Source organism: Parasedimentitalea psychrophila (assembly GCF_030285785.1).
Lineage (GTDB): Bacteria > Pseudomonadota > Alphaproteobacteria > Rhodobacterales > Rhodobacteraceae > Parasedimentitalea > Parasedimentitalea psychrophila.
Window position 1 is genome coordinate 41,638 of the sequence record NZ_CP127249.1, and the last position, 24,750, is coordinate 66,387.

20 protein-coding genes and 1 pseudogene are annotated in these 24,750 nt (G+C 58.2%); 18 read left to right on the forward strand and 3 right to left on the reverse strand.

Annotation, left to right across the window (positions count from 1 at the left end; genetic code table 11):
• Positions 1–5 precede the first annotated feature (5 nt).
• Genes QPJ95_RS23770 through QPJ95_RS23780 form a run of 3 tightly spaced genes read right to left on the reverse strand, consistent with a single transcriptional unit; the run spans position 6 to position 1,938 of the window.
• The gene (locus tag QPJ95_RS23770) at positions 6–623 is read right to left on the reverse strand and encodes a MotA/TolQ/ExbB proton channel family protein (protein ID WP_270919740.1); all 618 of its coding nucleotides are present in this window, start codon (positions 621–623) and stop codon (positions 6–8) included.
• 2 nt (positions 624–625) lie between these two features.
• Positions 626–1,054: a hypothetical protein gene (locus QPJ95_RS23775; protein WP_390923949.1), complete on the reverse strand. Its 429-nt coding sequence runs from the start codon at positions 1,052–1,054 to the stop codon at positions 626–628.
• A 38-nt stretch (positions 1,055–1,092) separates the two neighbouring features.
• Positions 1,093–1,938, reverse strand: a complete 846-nt coding sequence (locus QPJ95_RS23780; RefSeq protein ID WP_270919738.1) for a hypothetical protein — start codon at positions 1,936–1,938, stop codon at positions 1,093–1,095.
• A gap of 176 nt (positions 1,939–2,114) precedes the next feature.
• Here QPJ95_RS23780 and tssA point away from each other — a divergent pair, with 176 nt between their 5' ends.
• The 18 genes and pseudogenes from tssA (at position 2,115) to tssK (ending at position 24,745) form a co-directional block, all read left to right on the forward strand.
• Entirely contained in the window at positions 2,115–3,161 is a 1,047-nt protein-coding gene (tssA, locus tag QPJ95_RS23785) for a type VI secretion system protein TssA (protein WP_270919737.1), read from the forward strand.
• A 66-nt stretch (positions 3,162–3,227) separates the two neighbouring features.
• Positions 3,228–3,743, forward strand: a complete 516-nt coding sequence (gene tssB, locus QPJ95_RS23790; protein ID WP_270919736.1) for a type VI secretion system contractile sheath small subunit — start codon at positions 3,228–3,230, stop codon at positions 3,741–3,743.
• 11 nt (positions 3,744–3,754) lie between these two features.
• Positions 3,755–5,251, forward strand: coding sequence for a type VI secretion system contractile sheath large subunit (gene tssC / locus QPJ95_RS23795; protein ID WP_270919735.1), 1,497 nt, complete (start codon positions 3,755–3,757; stop codon positions 5,249–5,251).
• Between the two features lie 65 nt (positions 5,252–5,316).
• Positions 5,317–5,817, forward strand: a complete 501-nt coding sequence (locus QPJ95_RS23800; RefSeq protein ID WP_270919734.1) for an Hcp family type VI secretion system effector — start codon at positions 5,317–5,319, stop codon at positions 5,815–5,817.
• Positions 5,818–5,894: 77 nt separating this feature from the next.
• Entirely contained in the window at positions 5,895–6,698 is an 804-nt protein-coding gene (locus tag QPJ95_RS23805; protein ID WP_270919733.1) for a type VI secretion system accessory protein TagJ, read from the forward strand.
• Complete coding sequence (gene tssE / locus QPJ95_RS23810) at positions 6,691–7,188, forward strand: type VI secretion system baseplate subunit TssE (protein ID WP_270919732.1); 498 nt, start codon at positions 6,691–6,693, stop codon at positions 7,186–7,188. The genes QPJ95_RS23805 and tssE overlap by 8 nt, the downstream gene beginning before the upstream one ends.
• Position 7,189: 1 nt before the next feature.
• The gene (tssF, locus tag QPJ95_RS23815; protein WP_270919731.1) at positions 7,190–9,067 is read left to right on the forward strand and encodes a type VI secretion system baseplate subunit TssF; all 1,878 of its coding nucleotides are present in this window, start codon (positions 7,190–7,192) and stop codon (positions 9,065–9,067) included.
• Positions 9,031–10,089, forward strand: coding sequence for a type VI secretion system baseplate subunit TssG (tssG, locus tag QPJ95_RS23820; RefSeq protein ID WP_270919730.1), 1,059 nt, complete (start codon positions 9,031–9,033; stop codon positions 10,087–10,089). The genes tssF and tssG overlap by 37 nt, the downstream gene beginning before the upstream one ends.
• A gap of 1 nt (position 10,090) precedes the next feature.
• Positions 10,091–12,799 (forward strand): type VI secretion system ATPase TssH, encoded by a 2,709-nt coding sequence (gene tssH, locus QPJ95_RS23825; RefSeq protein WP_270919729.1) that lies wholly within the window; start codon positions 10,091–10,093, stop codon positions 12,797–12,799.
• A gap of 92 nt (positions 12,800–12,891) precedes the next feature.
• Positions 12,892–14,127 carry a hypothetical protein gene (locus QPJ95_RS23830; RefSeq protein WP_270919728.1) on the forward strand — a complete coding sequence of 412 codons (1,236 nt, stop codon included), beginning with the start codon at positions 12,892–12,894 and terminating at the stop codon, positions 14,125–14,127.
• Between the two features lie 70 nt (positions 14,128–14,197).
• Positions 14,198–15,052 carry an ion transporter gene (locus QPJ95_RS23835; protein ID WP_270919727.1) on the forward strand — a complete coding sequence of 285 codons (855 nt, stop codon included), beginning with the start codon at positions 14,198–14,200 and terminating at the stop codon, positions 15,050–15,052.
• Positions 15,042–15,518, forward strand: a pseudogene (gene tssB / locus QPJ95_RS23840) (type VI secretion system contractile sheath small subunit); the annotation flags it as partial. The gene QPJ95_RS23835 and the pseudogene tssB (QPJ95_RS23840), both read left to right, overlap by 11 nt.
• Before the next feature lie 24 nt (positions 15,519–15,542).
• Complete coding sequence (locus QPJ95_RS23845; RefSeq protein WP_270919763.1) at positions 15,543–18,791, forward strand: type VI secretion system contractile sheath domain-containing protein; 3,249 nt, start codon at positions 15,543–15,545, stop codon at positions 18,789–18,791.
• A 63-nt stretch (positions 18,792–18,854) separates the two neighbouring features.
• Positions 18,855–20,954 carry a type VI secretion system Vgr family protein gene (locus QPJ95_RS23850; protein ID WP_270919726.1) on the forward strand — a complete coding sequence of 700 codons (2,100 nt, stop codon included), beginning with the start codon at positions 18,855–18,857 and terminating at the stop codon, positions 20,952–20,954.
• 9 nt (positions 20,955–20,963) lie between these two features.
• A complete protein-coding gene (locus QPJ95_RS23855; RefSeq protein ID WP_270919725.1) occupies positions 20,964–21,566 on the forward strand; it encodes a DUF6931 family protein in 603 nt (200 codons plus the stop codon).
• 19 nt (positions 21,567–21,585) lie between these two features.
• The gene (locus tag QPJ95_RS23860) at positions 21,586–21,885 is read left to right on the forward strand and encodes a PAAR domain-containing protein (RefSeq protein ID WP_270919724.1); all 300 of its coding nucleotides are present in this window, start codon (positions 21,586–21,588) and stop codon (positions 21,883–21,885) included.
• An 8-nt stretch (positions 21,886–21,893) separates the two neighbouring features.
• Entirely contained in the window at positions 21,894–23,360 is a 1,467-nt protein-coding gene (tagH, locus tag QPJ95_RS23865; RefSeq protein WP_270919723.1) for a type VI secretion system-associated FHA domain protein TagH, read from the forward strand.
• A gap of 44 nt (positions 23,361–23,404) precedes the next feature.
• Positions 23,405–24,745, forward strand: a complete 1,341-nt coding sequence (tssK, locus tag QPJ95_RS23870) for a type VI secretion system baseplate subunit TssK (RefSeq protein WP_270919722.1) — start codon at positions 23,405–23,407, stop codon at positions 24,743–24,745.
• Positions 24,746–24,750: the final 5 nt, after the last annotated feature.

Genomic DNA, 24,750 nt, shown 5'->3' on the forward strand with positions numbered 1-24,750 from the left:
CTGCGCTAACGGGTCTCATGGATCAGCAGCAACCGGCCAACGGCGCTTTCGATAAGCTGCGCGGCACCATCGATACGGGCGGCAAACAAGCCGGCGGCGATGGCGGCGGGAATGGCCACCAGCAACCCGGCGGCAGTGGTCAGCAGCGCCTGCCAGATGCCGCCCGCCAGCACCGATGCATTGGCTGCTCCCTGCGCCAGTTCCAGCTCCTGAAACGACTGGATCATGCCCAGCACCGTGCCCAGCAACCCCAGCAAAGGGGAGACCATGGCGATCAGCTCCAGCAACCGGATCAGGCTGTTCATCTGCATCACTTCGGCGTTGCCGCGGCGCATCAGCTCGCCCTCAAGACGCGGGCCGCTCAGGCCTTCGCTCAGGGCCTGCATGGCATAGCGCATCACCCGGTCTGCCGGCGAGCGCCCGTCGGACATCGCCGACATGGCTTTTTCAGGCGCGCCTGCTTTCCAGAACTCCAAGGCCTGGCCACGGCTGTCTTCGCCGGACCGTACCCGCCACAACTGCGCCAGTTTGACCCCGATCAGGGACAGCGAAAACACCGACATCACCGCCAGCAACATGATCACCGGACCGCCGGTGGTCAGCATTTCGAAAATCGCCGCCATCGCTATTTCACCAGCTGCGCAGAGGATTTCGAGCCCAGCTCTAGGATTGGGAAACAATCCATCTGATCCTCGTTCTGCGGTTGGCATGAGGTCACATCATGCAGTAGAATTTCCGAGATATTGGCGCAGGAAATCTGCGGAATTTCGAATAGTTTCAAGGTTGTACGCTGTACCGGTAGCGGTGCGGCGTCAATCGACAGCAACCGGTCGATCACCCCTTGTCCGTCCAGAATCGCCAGCGACATTTCAAAGCCAGCAAAGCTTTTCCCGGTTTGGTTTCGAAACAGAAAGAACGCCCGGCAGCCGCCGCCTTCGATCTCTTCTACCTTGTTCAACTCGACCTTTAGCAGGCCTGTTAACTGGCCGGTTTCGGCATGGCCGGTCACCGGCAGTGTCACCGGCAGTGTCGCCAGCAAGCCTGCAGCAACCATGGATTTCAAATTCATCTGTGTCTCCGTTGTTGTCTTGCTCAGCTGAGTGTCATCAGGGCCTTTTCGATTTGATCCATCATCTTGTTGGCGCCCTTCAGATCACGGGATTTCAATAGTCTGGCAGCCTGATGTATCGCCCGGTCCAGTTTACTGCGCGCGCCGCCGGGGCTGCGGGCAACATTGGCACGCAGCCCCTGTGCCCGTTTCACCCCGGCGCCCAGAGACATCTTGTCCCGGCTGCGCTGCGCGTCGGACTGGGTTTTTTCTGCGCTGTCCACCGTCTTGCCGATCTTGGCCAGCGCCATTTCCATCATCGAGACCAGCGTTTCGGCCTCTTGCAACCTGCCGTCGTTGACCTGCTTGACGGTCTTGGCTAGCGCCCGGTTCAGTTTTGTCTCAAGAGGGCCCGGCGCCAAGGCAATGCGCGGGCGAATTTTCTTTAACCTTTGCACCAGCTCCTTGGCGCCTGAGCCGCTGCCGGTGGGAGGGGCCAAATCTGCAACCTTGTCGTCCCTGACCACGGCGCCGGATTTTTCCGGCTTCAGACTGTCCAGAAGATTGCCGCCCTTGTCAAAGAACAGCACGTTGACCTTCGGCTGATTCTTACGCAGAAATTTCTTCAGCTGGGTTGTGACCTTGGCCGAAACCTTTTCGCAGATCATTTCCATTTGATCCGACCGCACCACAAATGTGCCCCAGATCATTGGCGGCCCACCCCCGGCTTTTTTCAATGCCGCGCCAAGCGCCTCGGGTTTTTTACCCGGTTCGATCATCAGTACCGGATCGTTACTTTTATCGAGACAAAAGCCAAAACACATACGTTTGCGGGTGCCCTGGCGCACCATCGATTTGACTTCGTCCCCGGCAATACGGGTTGCGGCCATATTCAAGTCCCTACAAAAACATTGAAACCAATTGACTTTAAGAAAACGATAAGGCTCACTTGTGGTCAAGTTATTGTTTATTGTTTCGCATTCCGAACTCTCCAACGGTGCCGTCATTCTGCTCCGACACGTGGTGGCATGGGTAAGGAAGGCTGGCTATTCAGGAGGTCTATTTTATGGACCCAGCTGTTTTGTTGCAGCCCAAAGGGGATGACACCCCAAGTGGCGACGATCTGGAATATGATCCGACGTTCACGAATATGGAACTGGCTGCACAGCCGGGCGAAGAGGTGGTGCTGGGGGATAACACCACCGAAGCCTCTGATCCGGATTACCGTGAGGTTCAGAAAAACGCTCTGGTCATTCTGGACCGCAGCCACGATCTGCGGGCGGCGGTATTTTTGGCGGATGCCATTCTTCATTCCGAAGGGCTGACGGGTTTTGCTGATGTGACCAGCTTTATTCGCGGCTGCCTGGAGCAATACTGGGAGACGTGTCATCCCGAGCTGGACGAGGATGATGGCGACCCGACAATGCGCATCAACAAGGTGCAGGATCTCTGTGGCCAGCCCGATGATATGGCAGGCCCGTCGCCGGTATATCGCTCGTTGCGGCGGGCGGCTTTAAGCAACAGCCGCGGGTTTGGCCAGTTTTCCCTGCGCGATATCGAAGCCGCCGAAGGTCTGATCTCTGCACCCAGTGATATGGCAACGGTGCCGGATACCGCCACGGTCAGTGCCTCGTTTCAGGACAGTGACAAAGAAGAGCTGGAGGCCCGCGTCGCGGCCATTGAGCTTTCGGCAGAGAATGTCGCCGCGATCTCGGCGGTGTTTGATGAGCAGACTCCGGGGCAGGGGCCTGATTTGCAGCCCTTGGTCAAACTGTTGCGACAGATGGCCAAACGATTGCGCGATTATGCCAGCATGGCGCCGGCCGAAACAGTGGATGAAACCGCAGCGGACGAGGCCGGCGGCGAGTCATCGGTTCGCGGGTCGGTGGCCGGTGGCAGCGTTGGAGGCATCAATTCTCTTTCGGATGTGACCAATACGCTGGACCGGATTATCGGCTATTACCAACGGGCCGAGCCGTCCAGCCCACTGCCAATCCTGCTGGAACGGGCCAAACGATTGGTGGGGGCAGATTTCCTGACAATCGTCAATGATATGGCCCCGCAGGGTATCGACAATGTCAATTTGATTGGCGGCATTGACGACGACGACTGAATATAGCCGCCACAGCCCGTTTTTCGGGGCCGCTGGCATAACGATTATTGAGTAAGGGAGTATCAGATGGCCGGCAGTTCACAGAAATTCATAGCGCGAAATCGGGCGCCAAGAGTTCAGATCGAATATGATGTCGAACTTTATGGCGCCGAGAAAAAGGTCCAGCTTCCCTTTGTGATGGGGGTGGTGAGCGATCTGGTTGGCAAATCCGAGGTGGAGCAGCCGAGCGTTGCCGATCGGAAATTCCTGGAAATTGATGTCGACAATTTTGACGACCGGATGAAATCGATGGCCCCGCGGGCGGCGTTTACTGTGCCCAACACCCTGACCGGTGAGGGCAATCTGGCGGTCGATATTACATTTGAGAGCATGGATGATTTCAAACCTGCCGCCATTGCCGCCAAGGTGGCGCCGCTGCGTGAACTGCTTGAAGCCCGCACCCAGCTGTCCAACCTGATGACCTATATGGACGGCAAGACCGGGGCCGAGGATCTGATTTCAAAAATCATTCAAGACCCAAGCCTGTTGAAAACCCTCGCGGCGCAGGCAGCGCCGGGTGGCAGCAGCGACGCTGAAGAATAAGGAGGGTAGACATGGCTGAAGAACAACTCGAGGCGGAAGCCGCCGGTGGTGAAGAAGCATTTGGCTCAAATGAATTTGCAAGCCTGCTGCACAAGGAATTCCGACCCAAATCGGATCAGGCAAAGACAGCGGTAGAATCGGCGGTCAAAACGCTGGCCGAACAGGCGCTGGCCAATACCGCGCTGATCAGCGATGACGCGCTGCGCTCAATCGAAAGCATCGTTGCTGCGATCGACAAAAAACTGACCGAACAGGTCAATCTGGTGCTGCACAACGAAGAGTTCCAGAAACTGGAGAGCGCCTGGCGTGGTCTGCATTATCTGGTCAACAACACCGAAACCGACGAACAGCTGAAAATCCGGGTGATGCCTATCTCCAAGAAAGAGATGCACAAAACCCTGAAGAAATTCAAAGGCACAGCCTGGGATCAATCGCCGATCTTCAAAAAGCTGTACACCGAGGAATTCAGCCAGTTGGGCGGAGAGCCTTATGGGGCCTTGGTTGCGGACTATCACTTTGACCATTCGCCGCCAGATATCGAACTGCTGGGTGAAATGTCCAAGATTGCGGCCGCAGCCCATGCGCCACTGATCACCGGGGCGCAGCCCTCGCTGTTTCAGATGGACAGCTGGTCGGAACTGTCGAACCCGCGTGATCTGACCAAGATCTTTCAGACCCCGGAATATGCCGCCTGGCGGTCGCTGCGGGAAAGCGAAGATTCCAAATATGTTGGTCTGGCGATGCCACGGTTCCTGGGCCGGATGCCCTATGGCTCCAAAACCGATCCGGTCGAAGAATTTGCCTTTGAAGAAGACACCGGCAGTTCTGAAAGCGGTCACTATTCCTGGGTCAACGCGGCCTATGGCATGGCGATGAACATCACTCGTTCGTTCAAAGCCTACGGCTGGTGTTCGCGTATTCGCGGTGTTGAAAGTGGTGGCACGCTGGAAGATCTGCCGTCGCATACCTTCCCCACCACCGATGGCGGAGTCGATCAGAAATGCCCGACCGAAATTGCCATTGATGACCGGCGCGAGGCGGAATTGGCGAATAATGGCATGATGCCGTTGATCCACCGCAAAAACACCGATGTGGCCACCTTTATGGGGGCGCAATCGCTTCATAAACCTGCTGAATATGATGACCCGGACGCATCCTCGAACGCCGCACTTGGCGCGCGGTTGCCCTATCTGTTCGCCACCTGCCGGTTTGCACATTATCTGAAGTGCATGGTGCGCGACAAAGTCGGATCCTTCAAAAGTCGCCAGGGGATGGAAACCTGGCTGCAGGATTGGATCAACAATTACGTTGATTTCAACGCCGAGATTTCCTCGGAAAACGAAAAGGCGCGCAAACCTCTCGCCGCTGCCGAAGTGGTGGTGGAAGAGGTCGAGGGCAATCCGGGCTATTACAGCTCAAAGTTTTTCCTGCGCCCGCATTATCAGCTTGAAGGCCTTTCTGTCTCATTGCGGCTGGTATCCAAACTGCCCTCGGAAAAAGGGGCCTGATTCTCACTGAACAGGCCAATCTCATAATGCTCGTAACGAGTTGATGAATTTGAAAGGAAAATAAAATGGCTGCTAACATGTTTGTCAAAATTTCGGACATAACAGGCGATGCAATGGAGACAGGTCACAAGGACTGGATCGTTGTTCAATCTGCCAGTTGGAATGTTGAACGTGCGGTTGAAATGACCGATCTGGGCTCGACCCAGCGGATGCATGCCAACTCGAACTTTGGTAAGGTCGAGCTGTCATCCCAAATGGGCAAGGCGTCGAATGATCTTGCGCTGTCGGTTGCAAACGGCACTGTCCGCAAGGAAATCAAAATGGATTGGTGTCGCTCGGGTGACAGCGCCGCTGATGGCCTGCTGGTCTATTGTATCTGGAAGCTGAAAGACGTGGTGATCGATAGCTATTCGCTGTCGTCCAGCGAAGATGGTATTCCGGAAGAGACCTGGACACTGGCCTATGCTGCGATGGAAATCGAGTATAAGTCGACCGACCAGAAAACCGGCAAACTGAAGACTGAAGGCAACTTTAAGTGGAACGTTCAGACTGGCAAAGTCGAGTAATCTCGCTTTGCTACTCCGGGCACTTCGGTGCCCGGAGTTTTTTTGTCCAATAGATTTTAGCGACGGAGCACTGTGTGATGACACCCGAAGAGCATCTAAAATCTGGTGATCCCGCGGCGGCGCTAAAGGCGCTGCAAGACCGGGTGCGCGCCGACCCGTCGGATGCCAAGCTGCGTATCTTTCTGTTCCAGCTCTTGTGTGTGCTGGGCGATTGGAAACGCGCCATCGCGCAGTTGAAACTGAGCGCTGAACTAGACGAAGGCGCCACCCTGATGGCCAAGGCCTACCGCGAGGCGATCATCTGCGAGGTTTACCGCGAAAAGGTCTTCGCAGGCGAAAAAGACCCGATGATCTTTGGCGAGCCCGAAGAATGGCTGGCGCTGTTGATTGAGGCTCAGAAATTATTGGCGCAGGGTAAGGTGGAAAAGGCCGCCGCGCTGCGCGCCCGCGCCTTTGACGGCGCCCCTGCCAGCACCGGGGAGATCAACGGCGAACGGTTCGACTGGATCGCGGATGCCGATATGCGCCTGGGTCCGGTGCTTGAAGTGATTGTAAACGGCCGCTATTTCTGGCTGCCTTTTGCGCAGATCAGCAAGTTGGAGATCGAAGAGCCCTGCGACCTGCGGGACGCCGTGTGGACGGCTGGTACCCTGACGCTGGTCAACGGGGGCGAAGTGGCGGTGCTGATTCCGACCCGCTATCCAGGCTCGGCCACTGCCGAGCCATCGCTAATGCTGGCGCGGGCCACCGACTGGCGCGATGCCGGCCACGACACCTTTGTCGGCTTGGGGCAACGGTTGTTGACCACCGAGAAGGGCGATTTTGCCCTGATGGATCTGCGCAGCTTGCAGATAGATGGCCAAGAGGTCGCCAATGGCTGACAAGACCCTTGGCGAACGCCTGCAGCCTTCCTTGCTGGACCGGCTGACAGATCAGCAACCGGCAAATCTGAAGGAAACACGGGATTCGCGGGTCATTGACCTCAACCGCCTGCGCGAGATCATCCAGCGCGATCTGTCCTGGCTGTTGAACACCCATAGCGCCGAAACGCATTTTGACACCGAAAAATTTCCCTCGGTGGCGCGGTCTGTGATCAACTATGGCTTGTCCGAAGTGACGGGCGAATATTCCACTGATGAAAAAGCCGAGGCCATCCGCCGCTCGATCGAGCAGGCCATTTCCACCTACGAGCCGCGCATCATCGAAGGCTCGGTTGATGTTCTGTTGAGCAGCGGCACCAATGACACCAAAATGACCGTTGGTCTGGATATCCGGGCTGACATGTGGGCACAGCCAATGCCGCTGGAATTGTTCCTGCGCAGCAAGGTTGATTTGACCACCGGCGAAGTCGCAGTGGAAAGGGGGCTGTAGCTTGGACACTCGGCTTCTGGAACATTATGAAAACGAACTGAACTATCTGCGCGATATGGGCGGAGAATTTGCCGCCGCCTATCCAAAGATTGCCTCGCGTCTGGGCATGGAGGGGATCGAGGTTCTGGATCCTTACGTGGAACGTCTGCTCGAAGGGGTGGCGTTTCTGTCGGCGCGGGTGCAGCTGGAGCTGCAACTGCAATATCCTAATTTCACCGCCAACCTGCTGGAAATCATCTATCCGCATTATCTGGCGCCAACCCCGTCGATGATGATCGCCGCCTTCAAGCCCGACGTCAGCAACTCGGCGGTCAAAAGCGGCTATGTGTTGCCGCGCCATTCCATTCTGCGCAGCCGCTTGACCGAGGGGGAACAAACCGCCTGCGAATTCCGCACTGCCTCCGAGATGACCATGTGGCCGATCGAAATCACCGAGGCCGAGTATATCGACGGGCGTGGCGAACTGGTGGCGGCGGGGGTGGCCAGCGGGGTGGATGCCCGCGCCGGTATCCGGCTGCGGCTGCGGCGCAGTGATGGCGAGGCGATCTCGGATCTGGCGATGAATAATCTGACGCTGTATCTGAGCAACGCGGCGGGCAATAGCTGGCCGCTGCTGGAACTGCTCTGCACCCAGGTGCAGGGGCTGGTGGCGCGCTCTACCGACCGGCGCGCTGATTGGCACATGGCGCTGCCAGAGGGGCGGATTGTGCAGCGCGGGTTTGAGGCGGACGAGGCCCTGTTGCCCACCCCGCGGCAGGTGTTTGACGGCTATCGCCTGCTGCAGGAATACTTTGCCATGCCCGAGCGGTTCCGCTTTGTCGAGTTGCAGGGGCTGCGGACAGCGTTGCAACGGGCCAAGGGTCCCGAGGTGGATATCTATATCCTGCTGCGCGAAGGCATGAGTGAGGTCGCTCCGGTGGTGGCGCCCGAGGTGTTTACCCTCAATGCCGTGCCCGCAGTGAACCTGTTCGAGAAACGCTGCGACCGGGTGCAGATCGCGCCGCATGACACCGAACATCACGTGGTGCCCAACCGCACCGCCGGGCTGGATTTTGAGATTTACAGTCTGAACACTGTCACCGGCATCAGCGGCGAGGGTGAAGACGATGTGATTTTCCGGCCGTTTTACTCGGCCACAGATTTTACCGCCTCGGGCGAGAATTTTCCGGCCTATTACAGCGTAAAACGACGGATGCGGCAGCGCTCCGAAAAGGAACGGCTGCGCGGGGTGCGGAGTTCCTACCTTGGCTCCGAGATGTATCTGACACTGGTGGACCGGTCCCAGGCCCCCTACGGGGCTGATCTGGAACAGCTGGCGGTCAAGGCCTTGTGCACAAACCGTGATTTGCCGATGCTGCTGGCCACCGGGGATGACAATGTGTTCCACCTGCCCGAAGGCGGCCCGGTGACCTCGATCACCCTGCCGGTCTCTCCGACCCGGCCGCGTCCGACTCTGGCACAGGGCGATACCGCCTGGCGGCTGATCTCACATCTGAGCCTGAACTATGCCTCTATTACCGAAACCGGCAAGGGGCAGTCGGCAGCGGCGCTGCGCGAACTGGTCGGGCTTTATGCGCCACTGGGCAACCGGGTGACCGAGAAACAGCTGGAGGGGATCGTGTCGATTTCGACCCGCCCCATCGTGCGCCGGATGAGCGACGAAGTTCTGTCCACCGCGGTGCGGGGTCTGGAGATCACTCTGGGCTTTGACGAAAGCTTTTTCGAGGGCAGCAACATCTATGCGCTTGGCGCTGTGCTGGAACGGTTCTTGCGCCGCTATTCCACCATCAATTCATTCACCGAAACTGTCCTAAAAACTGAAAAACGCGGGGAAATTGCCAGATGGCGACCGGAAAAAGGTCTGGGCCGGATACTCTGAGCCATTTTGACAAACTGGTCGAAAACCCTGGAAAACATCATATTTTTCAGGCGCTCAGAGTGTTGGAAGCCCATTACGCCGAGGCCCCGCGTCTGGGCGAAAGCCGCCGCCCGCGGCAGGATAAGCTACGTCTGGGCCAAGAGGCCGAGCTGGCGTTTCCGCCCAACACAATTGCCGATTTTACCCCACCACAGGGTGACCAGCCGGCGCGGCTGACCAATCGCTTCTTTGGGCTGTTTGGGCCGCAGGGCCCGTTGCCGCTGCACCTGACCGAATACGCCCGCGACCGCAAACGCAACCACCGGGACCCGACGATGGTTGGCTTTGCCGATATGTTGACGCACCGGATGATGGGGCTGCTGTACCGGGCCTGGGCCCAGGGCCAGCCGGCGGTGAGTTTCGACCGGGATGAGGACCCACTGGCGCGCAAGGTGGCGTCGCTGGCCGGGTATAACGGTGACAGTTTGCGGGGCCGCGATGCGATGCCGGACATGGCCAAGCTGCATTTCGCCGGCCATCTGGGACAAGAGGCCAAAAACCCCGAGGGGCTGGTCTCTATCCTGTCGGCGTTTTTTGATGTGCCGGTGCAATTGCAGGAATTTATCGGCAGCTGGCTGGATCTGGAACCGGATGACCAATGGCAGTTGGGCCGGGCCGGCGGGCTGGGTCAATCCACCAGCATCGGGACAAAAGTCTGGAGCCGCAGTGCCAAGTTTCGGCTGCGGATCGGCCCTCTGAGCCTGGAGGATTACCAACGCCTATTGCCCGGTGGCCCGGCGCTAACCCGGATGCGGGCGATTGTCCGCTCTTATATTGGCGATGTGCTGGATTGGGACGTCAATCTGGTGCTGGCCGGCGATCAGGTGCCGCGCGCCAGTCTGGGCGGCACCACCCAATTGGGCCACACGTCCTGGATCGGCAGTCGTCCAGACCCCGATGCGGAACGCCCAGATGTTGATGATTTATACCTGTACCCCAGTCTTGGGGATCTACAGGCAGACAGTTTAAAGGGAGGTATTTGACATGACTGAGATCAGCCGCGTGGCCCTGTTCGGAAAGCTGAACAAATTGGGCTACCAAGCCGTCGAAAGTGCAACCGTGTTCTGCAAGATGCGGGGCAATCCATATGTTGAGCTGGTGCATTGGATGCATCAGATCCTGGCGGGACAGGACAGCGACCTGCACCGGATTGTCGCCCATTATGACCTCGACCCTGGCAAGATTGCCGCCGAGATGACCCGGTCACTGGATATGCTACCGCGCGGCGCCTCGACCATTTCAGACCTCAGCGATCACCTGATGGACGCGATGGAGCGTGGCTGGGTCTGGGGCTCGCTGCTGTTTTCAGCCAATCAGGTGCGCAGTGGCTATCTGCTACTGGGGATGCTGAAAACCCCAGCCCTGCGCAATATCCTGACGTCGATGTCGCCCGAACTGGCGCGCATCGGGGCGGATGATCTGGCCGACAATTTCATCAAGATTACTGATGGATCGCCCGAGGAAACTATGGGCGCGCAGGATGGCTCGACCACCGGCGGTGGGGCTGCACCGGGCGAGGCCTCGGACGCGATGGCGCCGGCCGTGATGGGCAAGGGCGAGGCGCTCGAGAAGTTTTGCACCGATATGACCGAGCAGGCCCGCAATGGCGAGATTGATCCCATCGTTGGCCGCGACGAAGAGATCCGCCAGATTGTTGACGTGCTGATGCGGCGGCGGCAAAACAACCCGATCCTGACCGGTGAGGCCGGGGTGGGCAAAACCGCGGTGGTCGAAGGCTTCGCGCTGCGGATTGCGCGGGGCGATGTGCCACCTGCCTTGCATGATGTGCGGCTGCTGATGCTGGACGTGGGCCTGTTGCAGGCCGGCGCCAGCATGAAGGGCGAGTTTGAAAACCGTCTGCGTCAGGTGATTGACGAGGTTCAGTCCAGTGATGTGCCGATTGTGCTGTTCATTGACGAGACCCATACCCTGATCGGCGCCGGCGGGGCTGCGGGCACCGGCGATGCTGCCAACCTGCTGAAACCGGCTCTGGCGCGCGGCACCCTGCGCACCATCGGCGCGACGACCTGGGCCGAGTATAAGAAATACATCGAAAAAGACCCGGCACTGGCCCGGCGCTTTCAGGTGGTGCAGGTGGACGAGCCGAGCATCCCCAAGGCCATTCTGATGATGCGGGGCATTGCCTCGATGCTGGAAAATCACCACCGGGTGCAGGTGCTGGACGAAGGCATCGAGGCCGCCGTCAGCCTGTCGGCGCGTTACATCCCGGCGCGGCAACTGCCGGATAAATCGGTCAGCCTGCTGGACACCGCCTGCGCCCGCGTGGCGGTGAGCCAGCACGCGGTACCGGCCGAGGTGGACGATTGCCGCCGCCACATCGAGGCGCTGACCACCGAGCTGCTGATCATCGGTCGCGATGAAACTGCCGGGTATGAGGTCGGCGACCGACGCGAGGCGGTTGAGACAGCCAAGAGTGCTGAGGAAGACCGGCTGGTTGGCCTGAGCGAACGCTGGGATGCAGAGAAGGCGGTTGTCGAAGAGATCCTGGATCTGCGCGCCAAACTACGCGAGGGCGCCGCACCTGTGGATGCCCCTGCAGAGACTGAGGACGAGACTGGCGATAGCCCGCTGGACGATGCGGCCCGCGCCGATCTGATGCAGCAGTTGCGGGCAAAGAACACCGAGCTGGAAACCCTGCAGGCGGAAAGCCCGTTGATCCTGCCGATTGTCGATCATCAGGCGGTGGCCAGCGTTGTTGGTGACTGGACCGGCATTCCAGTGGGTCGCATGGTCAGCGATGAGATCGAAACCATTCTCAACCTGGAAGAACATCTGGCCAAGCGGGTGATCGGACAGGATCACGCGATGAAGATGATTGCCAAGCGCATTCAAACCAGCCGCGCCGGGCTGGACAACCCATCGAAACCAATTGGGGTGTTCCTGCTGGCCGGGACCAGCGGTGTCGGCAAGACCGAAACCGCACTGGCACTGGCCGAGGTGCTCTATGGTGGTGAACAGAACGTCATCACCATCAACATGTCGGAATACCAAGAGGCCCATACGGTCAGCTCCCTGAAGGGCGCGCCTCCGGGCTATGTCGGCTACGGCGAAGGCGGTGTGCTGACCGAGGCGGTGCGGCGCAAGCCATACTCGGTTGTGCTGCTGGACGAGGTTGAAAAGGCCCACCCCGATGTGCACGAGGTGTTTTTCCAGGTCTTTGACAAAGGCGTGATGGAAGACGGCGAGGGCCGGGTGATCGACTTTAAGAACACCCTGATCCTGCTGACCTCAAACGTAGGGTCCGAGTTGATTATGGATCTGTGCAGCGACCCGGACCTGTTGCCGGAACCCGAAGGCATCACCAAGGCACTGCGCGATCCGCTGCTGAAAGTCTTTCCGGCGGCTTTGCTGGGGCGTCTGGTCACCATTCCCTATTACCCGCTGAGCCCGGACATGATCGCCAAGATCACCGTGCTGCAACTGAACCGGATCAAAAAACGGGTGATGGAATCGCACAACGTGCCGTTTGAGTACTCGGATGCGGTGGTCGATAAGATCGTTGAGCGCTGTCAGGAACTTGAATCCGGTGGCCGCATGATCGACGCGATTGTGACCAATACCATGCTGCCCGATATCTCGGCTGAGTTCCTGAAGCGCCTGATGCAGGGCACAGAAGTGACCAAGGTTGGGATCGACGTCACTGACGGAGAGTTTTCTTATAGTTTCGATTAGACAGTTGGTTTTCTTGGCGCTGTGATGGAGATTTTTGATCCCCTCAACGTTGCCAATTCCAATTCATAGAACCAAAGGTAAGGATATCCAAAATGGCCAAAACAACTGTCACCAAACATAAGTTCTATGTTGTCGATCTGATCCGTAGCAAACCTAAAACCACATATCTCGAAATCCCGAAATACCGGGTTGATGTGGAAATTGAGGTGACGACCAAGGCGACGTTGAAAAAGCCTGCGGAAGTGCCAAGCACCAAGATGAAGCGCTTGGAAGAGGCGGGCAGGGCCGAGCTGGAGCGCTATGAGACGATCATTGCGCAAGAAGCGGCAACGCTGGACGCTAAGGTCGCCAAATTGATGGCAACCCCCGGTGAAAAAGCCAAAGCTGACGCTGAAAAAATGATTCAGGCCAGTAACGCCATGATCAAAAATGCCCTGGCCTCGGCTGAGGGCGCAGCGCAAAAGGCTATTGAGACCCGCCTGAAGAAAGAAGCCAAGGGCGATAGTTTGCTGACCGAAGCGCGGGTTAAAACCACGCTTAAGGTTACAGTGGGGGTCATCAAGATTGCCGGATCTGTGGCCAAGCTGGTGGCGACGTCAGGGGCCGAAGTCACCTCGTATAAAACCATTCTGGTTCAGGTGGTGAAGTTGGGGCTTGAAGTCAATCAACAGCTGAAGAATGAGGCCAAGCTGCGCAAGGATCTGTATAGTGGCATACAGGCATATATCGTACTGCGTGGCACCGTTTTGATGCAGGCAGCTGAACGGCAGGGGATCACCGATACCAAAGGAATTTCCCCCAAACATCCACTGGATGCCGTTAAAAAACTGACTGCAAAAGCCTTGGCCATGGGGGAAGAAGTGACCAAGGGCCGGGATGCGAAAAGTATCGCCAAAGAGCTGTTGAGTGCCACCGTCAAGGGGATCAAAGCCAAGGTCAATGATGCGGAAAGTGCCCGTAAAGCCTATCGGGAGCACACTACGAAGACCCGTCAAAAAACCGATGATCTGGGTGGTGCAGCCGATAAGTTGATGAAAAAGGCCCGCGCCTCCAAAACTTTGAAAGACGGGATCAAATTGGGCGCGGAATGTATGACCCTGAAACGGGCAGCCAGCGAATTGGCCGCCAAGTTGCAGGACCGTGAAAAATTTCTGGAGGAGATGCAGGCCCTGATGGAAGGCAACGGTATGAAAGTGGATGATGCCACCACCATCGAAAAGCTGAAAGCGCTGGATAAGAAAAGCATCGCCACCGAGGCGGGTACGGTTTTGAGCACTATCAAGACCATTAAATCCATGGTGGGTAATGTTGCCGATGCCGTCGGCTAATAGGCTGGAACGTTCGGTCCTGGCAGCATGTGAAATGTTGCCAGGCGTCTAACAAAGGAGACAAGAATTCTTGGAAACGGACCTTCAAGAAACCACGTTGCGTGACCGCGCTCGGGCCTTTGTAGAGCGTGATAGTGTCAGGAACACGATCCTTGGCGTTATCATTTTCAATGCAATCACTCTGGGGTTGAGTACGTCATCTACGGTGACAGATCAGATTGGCGGATTGCTGTCAGTAATTGACCGCACCGTGCTGGCGATCTTTGTCGCGGAACTGGCGCTCAAGTTTTTTGCCTATGGCTGGCGGTTTTTTGCTTCGGCCTGGAATATATTTGATCTGCTGGTGGTTTCGGTTGGATTGTTGCCCGATAAACAGGGGCTGTCGGCGCTGCGCGGGCTGCGTGTGGTGCGCGCCTTGCGATTGCTGTCGGTGGTGCCGCAGATGCGGTCCGTGGTGCAGGCGTTGCTGGATGCGCTGCCTGGCATGGGCGCCGTCATCGTGATGCTGTCGATTGTCTATTATGTCTTCGCGGTGATGGCGACGCTTATGTATGGGCCATTTTTTGACGAATGGTTCGGCACCCTGGGCCGGTCGATGTATTCGCTGTTCCAGATCATGACACTGGAAAGCTGGTCGATGGGGATTGTGCGGCCGGTGATGGTGGTGTTCCCGATGGCCTGGGTGTTTTTTGTACCCTTTATCATCATCACCGCCTTCTCGGTGTTGAACCTGTTCATCGGTCTGCTGGTCAACACCATGCAGACCGCGGTGGAGGATGACGACGAGGCGGAATTTGAAAAGCTGCGCGAATTGGTGCGCACAGAAACCGATATTGTAGACGTGCATGTGATGGAACTGCGGCAGGAGATCCGATCTCTGCGCGAGGAACTGTTAGCACCACGGGGAGAGTCGAATGGCCAGTAGCTCGCAAAAATTTATCGCACGTAATCGCGCTCCGCGGGTGCAGATCGAATATGACGTCGAACTGTACGGTGCCGAGAAAAAGGTGCAGCTGCCCTTTGTCATGGGGGTGATGAGCGATCTGGTGGGAAAGTCCAAGGTGGCGCAGCCCGCCGTGGCGGATCGAAAATTTCTAGAAATTGACGGTGATAATTTTGACGACCGGATGAAGGCAGTGGCCCCGCGTGCGGCCTTTAGCGTGCCGAATACGCTGACCGGAGAGGGCAATCTGGCGATTGATCTGACGTTCGAGAAAATGTCGGATTTCTCTCCCGGAGCCATTGCTGCGGGGGTGGACAGTCTGGCGCCGCTGCTGGAGGCCCGCAGTCAGCTGAACAATCTGATGGCCTATATGGATGGCAAATCCGGGGCTGAGGCGCTGATCGAAAAAATTCTCGGCGATACCAGCCTGCTGTCGGCCTTGTCCTCGGACGGGCCGGATGCAGAGGTCGGCATGGCGGCGGCACTGTCCAGCCTGCGCGACGTTGAGCTGCCGCAGGCAGAGGTTGACCAAAGCGGCGATATTCTGGCTGGCCTGAGCGCGCGCGCGCCGGAAGAGACCGCTAAAGCGGATGATCTGGGGTCGGCTCTGTCCAGTCTGGCAGCGGTTGAGATTGAGGAGACGCCTGCTGATGACAGCACCGATATACTGGGCGACCTCGCGGCGCAGGAGTTGGTCGAAGCGGTCGACACCAGCACTGATGATGCGCTGAGCAGTCTGGCGGCGGTTGAGGTCGACGAGGCTCCTGAGGACGACAGCGCTGATATACTGGGCGACCTCGCGGCGCAGGATGTGGCCGAGGCGGTCGACACCAGCTCTGATGATGCGCTGAGCAGTCTGGCGGCGGTTGAGGTCGACGAGGCTCCTGAGGACGACAGCGCCGATATACTGGGCGACCTCGCGGCGCAGGATGTGGCCGAGGCGGTCGACACCAGCTCTGATGATGCGCTGAGCAGTCTGGCGGCGGTTGAGATTGACGAGACGCCTGAGGATGACGGCACCGATATATTGGGCGACCTTGCGGCGCAGGATCTGGCCGAGGCGGTCGATACCAGCTCTGATGACGCGCTGAGCAGTCTGGCGGCGGTTGAGGTCGACGAGGCTCCTGAGGACGACAGCGCTGATATACTGGGCGACCTCGCGGCGTTGGATGTGGTCGAGGAGGTCGACACCAGTTCCGATGACGCGTTGAGCAGCCTGGCGGCGGTTGAGATTGGCGAGGGTCCCGAGGACGACGGCGCCGATATACTGGGCGACCTTGCGGCGCTGGATCTGGCCGAGGAGGTCGATACCAGTTCCGATGACGCGTTGAGCAGGCTGGCAGCGGTTGAGATTGACGAGGCTCCTGAGGACGACAGCGCTGATATACTGGGCGACCTTGCGGCGCTGGATGTGGCGGAGGAGGTCGATACAGGGGCTGATGATCTGTCGGCTTTGCTGGGCGGGCTGGACGATGTGGCGACGCCCCAAGACAATATAGATGACATTCTGGGCGGTTTGGGCGACCTGGGTGCCGAGGAGACCGACGCGCCCTTGGATGCTGGTGGGCTGGATGACCTGTTGGGAGATCTGGAGGCCGCCGATGCCGAAACCGAAGAGGCGGACGCGCAAGGGCTGGACGATCTGTTGGGCGACCTGTCGGATGCCGAGGACGGGGATGATCTGGATGGGTTGTTCGCTGACCTGGAAGACGATGCCGCAGCCGAGCCGGAGGGCGGTGATGGCCTTGATGATTTGCTGGGCGATCTGACCGGGGCGGATGACAGCGGGCTTGATGCGCTGCTGGGCGACACCTCCGAGGGTGAGGACGGTGATTTGGATCTGGACGATCTTTTGGGATCGTTGGAGGATGACAGCCCTGAGGCGGGGGATGATTTAGACGATCTTCTGGGTGCGTTGGACAGTACTGATGACAGTACCGATGACGGTGCGGCAGAGGCTGCGGAGGCAGTGAAACTCAGCCAGACCGAAGAGCCTGAATTTGCCTATGGCACCCTCAGTGCGAGCCGACCTGAGCCGCAGCGATTGGTACGCAAGCGGTTCCGACTGGCCATCCTTGGGGATTTCTCGGGGCGGGCGGCGAAAGGCATTGTCGAGATCGGAGATCAGTTGGCGGCGCGTCGGGCGGTCATTCTGGACCCGGATACTGTTGAAGACGTGATTGAAAGTTTTGCCACCGAATTGGTGTTGCCGATTGGCCGGGATGGCGCTGGCATGGCGGTGAAGCTGGGCGGGCTGGACGATCTGCACCCGGATGAGCTGTACGAAAACGTCGAGCTGTTTTCCGAGTTGGTCGGGCTGCGCAAGCAATTGCAAAGCGGGGTGACGGCGGATCATGCGGCCAGCACACTTCGCGCCTGGGGTGAGAAACACGGCACCCGCGTCAGCCCTCCGAAACCACGCTCCGGCGGCAATGCGGTGCCTGCGGATTGCCGGTTGAGCGCGTTTCAGCTGTTGGTTGGCGATGCCGAGAACCAGTTGGGGCAGGTCTCGCCGGTGCAGGATCTGCTGGCGCGGGTGGTTGGCCCGCATATTCGGGCGCTGCCCAATGCGGATGTGGCCGCAATGATTGTGGCGGTGGACGCGGCGCTGTCGGATGCCATGCGCATGGTGTTGCACCACCCGGAGTTCCAGTCGCTGGAGGCGCAGTGGCGGTCGCTGGATTTGATCGCGCGATCGGTTGAGGACGACGACACGCTGGACGTGATGCTATATGATATCTCGGCCGAGGAACTGGCGGCAGATTTGACCGCGAGTGAGGATCTGAGCGACAGCGGTTTCGTCAAGTTGCTGACCGGTGAGCCGCTGGACGAGGAAAACGGACGCGGCGGATATTCGGCGCTGATCGGGTTGTATCAGTTTGAGGAAACCCCGCCCCATGCGGAATTGCTGGGCCGGATTGCGCGGGTTGCGGCGCATGTGGATGCGCCTTTCCTGGCCGGAATATCGCCTGCATTCCTGGAGACGGAAAAAGACAAACTGCCATCCGTGGTGACTAAGGCCTGGGATACGCTGCGGGGCATGGGTGAGGCTGGGCATTTGGGTCTGGTGTCGCCACGCTTTATGCTGCGCCGTCCATATGGCGCCAAGAGCGAGCCGATCTATGAGTTCCAGTTTGAGGAATTCACCGAAAGCGAAGGTCTGCGCGGCCTGCTTTGGGCCAACCCGGTGGTGCTGGCGGCGATCCTTTTGGCGCGCTCGTTCAAACAGAACGGGGCCTCGATGGGGCTGGGGCAGATCATGTCGCTGGGTGACATTCCGTTCCACTATGTCAACGACCGATTTGGCGATCAGGTGGCGCTGCCCTGCACCGAGCGCAATATAAATCTGGACAAAATCGCGCTGGCACAGGAGCGCGGATTTATGGCGGTGTCGGCGATCAAAGGACGGGATGAAATCCGCCTGACCTCGTTTGGCTCGCTGGCGGGCGGGGATATTCTGGGGCCCTGGACAGGCATGCCAGCGCCGGACCCGTCGCCGCCGGATCCAAAACCCGCCGCTGCGGCTGACCCGGCTGGCGATGATCTTGACGATCTGGGGCTGGACGATCTGGATCTGGACCTTGGCCTTGATGACGATGATAGTGGTCTGGGTGATCTTGACGATCTTCTGGCTGGATTTGGCGATGATACCGATGACAGCGGCGAGGATGACGATGACAGTATGGATGCCGATCTTGCTGCGCTGTTGGACGATTTATGATGTTAACATTTAGCATATCAATGTATTTTTTGTGCCCGGTTTGCCCCGGTGAAAAGAGGCGTCATGGCTGAAAGTAAACCACATGAGCATAGCATTGTTTGGATGACCGGCAGTTATAAGGCCCGTGATCTGCTGCTGAAACGTGCGATCATACGCGAAGGTCTGAGCATGTTGACCGAAACGACGGTTGAGTTTCAGTGCAAGAACAAGGCGGTGAAGCTGGATCAGATTGTCGGCCAAACCATGAACCTGCATGTGATGACCGATGACGGTGTTGATCAGAAGTATTCAGGCCTGTGTATCTCGGTTGAAAATCTGGGGATGCGGGATGGATATGGTCACTACGTGGCCGAGGTGCGGCCGTGGTTCTGGCTGCTGACCCGGACGCAGGATTGCCGGGTGTTTCAGAACCTGTCGGCGGTCGACATCATCAAGCAGATCCTGAACGAACATGGCTTTAGCGATTTCAGGGACAGGTTGAGCGGCAGCTATGAAGCACGTGAATACTGTCTTCAGTATCGTGAAAGCGATTTTGATTTCCTCTGCCGCCTGATGGAGGAAGAGGGAATCTATTACTATTTCGACAGTACCAGCGATAAGAACGCGGCTGAAAAGCTGCTGCTCTGCGATGGTGTCAGCGGCCATTCTCCGATCAGTGGCACGTCGACGATAGAATTCCACGCGCGCGATGACGCGGACCGGCGGCGCAAGGATCACATCGCGGAATGGGGCCGCGAAGAGATGCTGACACGGGGCAAAGTCACCCTGAATGATTTTGATTTCCTGTCGCCGTCTGCGGATTTGAAGGTGAACAACAAAATCGAAAAAGGCAGTCATAACCACAAAGATCATGAGGTTTATGACTATCCGGGTCACTATCGCAAAAACACCGGGCTGGGCAACACTCAGGCGCGGGTGCGGATGGAGGCCGAGGCGATACGGCACAAACGCTGGCGTGGCGCGTCAAGCGTGCGGGGGCTGGCAGCAGGCTATACTTTCAAGCTGAAGAACCACCCGGAAAAGGACGCCAACGCCGAATATCTGGTGGTGGATTGCATCCACTACCTACAGGTGGCCGGCGATTTCTCTGAGCGCGAGTCACAGAAGAAACGACCTCAGAACAGTGGCGAGATGCGCCACGACCTGAAGGCCGCGAACATGGACTTTCCCGAAGAGATGAAGGGCGATGCCTATTCTTCGACCTTTGGGGCGATTCCAAAGCAGGACCAATACCGTGCGCCGCTGGCGACGCCCTGGCCCGAGATTCCCGGGCTTCATACGGCCATCGTTACCGGCCCGGCAGGTGATGAAATCTGGACCAATGAACATGGCCAGATCAAGGTGCAGTTCCATTGGGACCGCGAAGGCAAAAGTGACGAAAAATCCTCGTGTTTTGTGCGGGTGGTGACGCCGTGGTCCGGCAAGGGTTGGGGCATGGTGGCGGTGCCGCGTATTGGTCAAGAGGTGGTCATTCAGTTCGAAGAGGGCGACCCTGACCGGCCAATCTGCACCGGTATGCTGTATAACAAGGACACCATGCCGCCCTATAACTACCCGGATGATCAGACCCAGATGGGGTTCAAGACCAACTCGTCCAAGGGGGGCGGCGGCTATAACGAGTGGATGTTCGAGGACAAAAAAGACGCCGAAATGATGCGGGTGCAGGCGCAAAAAGATCATCAGATGTTGGTTAAGAACAAGTCGGTAGAGACCATCGGCCTGGATGAGATAGACGCTGGTGCTCATGACGAAGACGGCTGTGTTAGCCGCGTGGTCAAGCAACATGTGACAGAGACCCTGCTGGATGGGGATCACTATTTCACCATCGAGACTGGCAGTCAGGAAATTGAGATCAAGACGGATAAGACCCAGACCATCGAGGGCAAGCATACCAAGACCATTACCGGCAATGATGCGACAACTGTGAAAACCGGTAATATGACGGTGGATGTCAGCTCGGGTAAGATTGAAATGACCGCAGCAATTGAAATTTTGCTTAAGGTTGGCGGATCTTCGATTAAGATCGACAATTCCGGGGTGACAATCAAAGGGCCAATGATCAAGATCGAAGGCACGGCCATGGTCGAAGCCAAGGCCCCCATGACGACCGTTAAGGGAGACGCAATGCTGACCCTTAAGGGTGGTCTGACGATGATAAACTAGGTGGGACTGATGATTTTTAATGACCTGGTAAAAATGCCGACTGACCCGGTGGCGAAATTGCTGTCACGGGCCAATGTCATGTTGAAAACACCGTTGCAGGCGCCACCAACGGCGGGCGCCTCTGAGGTGCTGCAAGAGCTGAGCGACAAGGGCGCGCTGGTGGACCTGTTGCGGCTGCTGGCGATCTTGCTGCCGCCGCGCGAGAGGGTCTGGTGGGCCTGTCTGGCGGCCCGCGATTACATCGGGCCGCGCTCAGATAACGACCCGCCCTCGCTGACCGCATCCGAGGCCTGGGTTTATGATCCGTCGGAGGAAAACCGCGATGCGGCGCGGATAACCTTGGACCACGCCTATGTCGATGATGACACGGTGAATTGCGCGCTGGCTGTGTTGTATGCTGATGGCACCCTGGGACCGGGGGACCTGAAACAATATCCCGCGCCTGCCGGGGCCTCGGAAACCGCAGCATTTGCCATGAATATGGTAGCCTTGTCAGAATTGTCTGATAAGTTTGAAGAGCATGGCCAGATTTTGGTCAAGCGGGCGGTGAATATTGGACGCGGTGGCAACGGGCAGGCGGATTCTGTTCAGCCCGCAAAAGATAACGATTAACGAGGAGGAAGGTTAAGCCATGGGAATGCCCCAAGCCCGTCTTACGGATCTACATGCCTGCATGTTGCCTTCGATACCGCCGCCGCCGGTGCTGCCGGTGCCGACCCCTATTTTGCCGCCCTGTGCGGTGACTGTGCTGGTCGGTAAACTGCCGGCCGCGCGGCTAACGGATATGGTGACTGCGGCGCCGCCGCATCCCATTATCAAAGGCTCGATGACTGTTTTGATCAACAAACTCCCGGCGGCCCGCATTGCGGACAACGCCGCTTGCGGTGGCTTGATCCTCAAAGGCGAGTTTACTGTTTTGGTCGGAGGATAACGCCACTTATGGCCGTGACACTGAAATTTCAAAGCTCGGGCTCCATTCCCGGAGATTCTGCGCCGGTGCCGATGCGCGGTCCCAGCCTGACGGTTGGGCGGGGTAACAGCAATGATCTGGTGTTGCCGGATCCCGACCAGTTGCTGTCGCGCACGCACTGTGTGATCGAAGACCACAACGGCAATATCGTGGTGGTCGATCTCAGCTCAAACGGGACCTTTCTGAACTACTCAAAAATCCCGCTGGGACGGACCCCAACTCCATTGAATAATGGCGATGTATTGTGCATCGGCAATTACGAGATGGTGGTGGATATTCGCGATGAGCTGGCAGAAGCTGGCGAGATGATTGCCGCCCCGGCAGCGCAGGCTGGGGTGTCGCATGGTAATGCCGACAACGCGCCTGACCCAATGGATTTGCTGGACGATGTCGGGCCGGGTGGTGATTTTCTGGATGATCTTCTGGGCGGATCCAAACCCACCGGCCCGTCGCAGATGAACCCGGTTGATCCGATCGACGACCTGCTGCCGCCAATGGGCGAGGACGAAGACCCGTTTTTCCGGAAATCCATTGACGGCCGCGAGGGCGACGGTGCCAGCCTGCCCAGCCACAATCCTTCGGCGCAGGATGCGTTTTCACCGCAGGTGGCCCAGGCTGCGGCCGCTATCCCAGATGACTGGGATGATGACTTTTTGTCGGGCATAGGCGAAGTTCCAACGCCAACGCCAACGCCAACGCCGGTCGCCACCAAAGACCCCTTTATCGAGCCTTCGGATCAGGTTGCCGTGGCCCCGCCTCCTCAACCAGTGGCGCCGCCCGTTGTCACCCGACCGGCTGCTGAACCTGTTGCGCCCAAACAGAGCGCGCCGGTGCCGTCGGATCGCAATGATCACGCCGCAGCAGTTGATGCTTTCCTGAGCGGTCTGGGGGCCGAGGGTCTGGAGATCAAATCCGAAGATCACCTGAACACTATGGCCCGTATGGGGCGGGTCATGCGCACTCTGGTCACCGGGCTGCGGGAAATCCTGATGACGCGGGCATCGATCAAATCCGAGTTTCGGATTGAGCAGACGATGATTTCAGCCGGCGGCAACAATCCGTTGAAATTCTCCATCACCCCCGAGCAGGCGGTCGAGGCGATGGTGCTGCCGGCGACGCGGGGCTACCTGAGCCCGGAAACCGCCGCCGAGCAGGCGCTGAATGATATCAAGGCGCATGAGGTGGCGATGATGACGGGTATGGAAGCAGCGCTGAAAGGTGTGCTGACCCGGCTAGATCCCAAAGTTCTGGAAACTCAAATTCAGGACAAGGGCGGTATTAGTGGCCTGCTAAAGGGTAAAAAGGCACGCTATTGGGACGTCTACGAACGGCTTTATTCCGAGATATCGGACCAGGCTGAAAATGATTTTCATGAACTGTTCAGCCGCGAATTCTCGCGGGCTTATAAGCAACAATTGGACAGACTAAAAAAATAATCAGCGCCACTGCGTTGACCTAAAGTTAAGAAGAGGAGAGCCAGGTGTCCTGGGACAGCAAAGTGCTTTGGACCGAGGGGCTGTTTTTGCAGCCGCATCATTTCCAGCAGTCGGATCGTTATACCGAAGCTCTGGTCACCGGGCTGGCGCGGCGAACGCGCCCCTATGGCTGGGGTGTGAACGGGCTGGAAATTGACCATGAGGCCCTGAAGGTTGGTCAGTTCGCCTTGAAAAGCTGCGAGGGGCTGACCCATGACGGTACTGTGTTTCGGGTGCCGATGGCGGACCCGCATCCGCCGGCGATGGAGGTGCCAACCACGGTCAAGGATTGCATCGTCTATCTGACGGTTCCGCAACGGCGTCAGGGCGCGGCCGAAGTGGATCTGTCGGGGGCGGAAATGTCGGCCAGCCGGTTGCGCCCCTCCAAACAAGAGGTAAGCGACGTCACCAGCAGCGAGCGCAAGCCGGTGGATCTGGACGTGGGCAAGATGCGTCTGCAATTTGCCCTTGAGGTTGATGATCTGGCGGACCGGCTGGCGATTCCGGTGGCCCGCATCATCGAGGTGCGCGCTGACAAGGAAATCATTCTGGATCAGGCCTTTATTCCGTCGTGTCTGGATGTGCGGGCGGCGCCGGCCCTGGCGGGGTTCCTGCGCGAGCTGGAAGGATTGTTGGGGCACCGGATGGAGGCCCTGTCGGGGCGGCTGGCCGAAGGCGGCAATGCCCGCGGTGTGGCCGAGGTGTCGGATTTCATGCTGCTGATGGTGGTCAACCGGATGTTGCCGGTCATTCGCCACATGACACAGATTGAAAACCTGCACCCCGAGAGCTTTTTTGTCACCTGTGCGGCGCTGGCCGGAGAACTGTCGGTGTTTATGGCCGCGGACAAGCAGGTGCCGGCTTTTCCACCCTATACCCACGATAATCTGATCGCCTGTTTTGCACCGGTCATTCGCACATTGCGACAATACCTCAGCTCGGTTCTGGAGCAGACGGCGATACCGATCAAACTGGACCCGCGCAAATATGGCATATCGGTGGGCGTCATAGCCGATCGCAAACTGCTGGGCAATGCGGGCTTTGTGCTGGCGGTGAATGCCGATATCCCAGCCGAAGACGTGCGCCGCCATTTTGCCGGTCAGGCCAAGATTGGCCCGGTCGAGGAAATTCGACAATTGGTCAACTCGGCGCTGCCGGGGATCACCTTGCGGCCCTTGCCGGTGGCACCGCGACAGATCCCTTATCACGCGGGTGTGGTATACTTTGAAATGGACGGTGACAGCCCGTATTGGGGCAAAATGACCACCTCGGGTGGGATCGCCGTTCACGTGTCCGGGCAATTTCCGGGGCTAAAGATGGAACTTTGGGCCATTCGCAACAATTAAGGCGG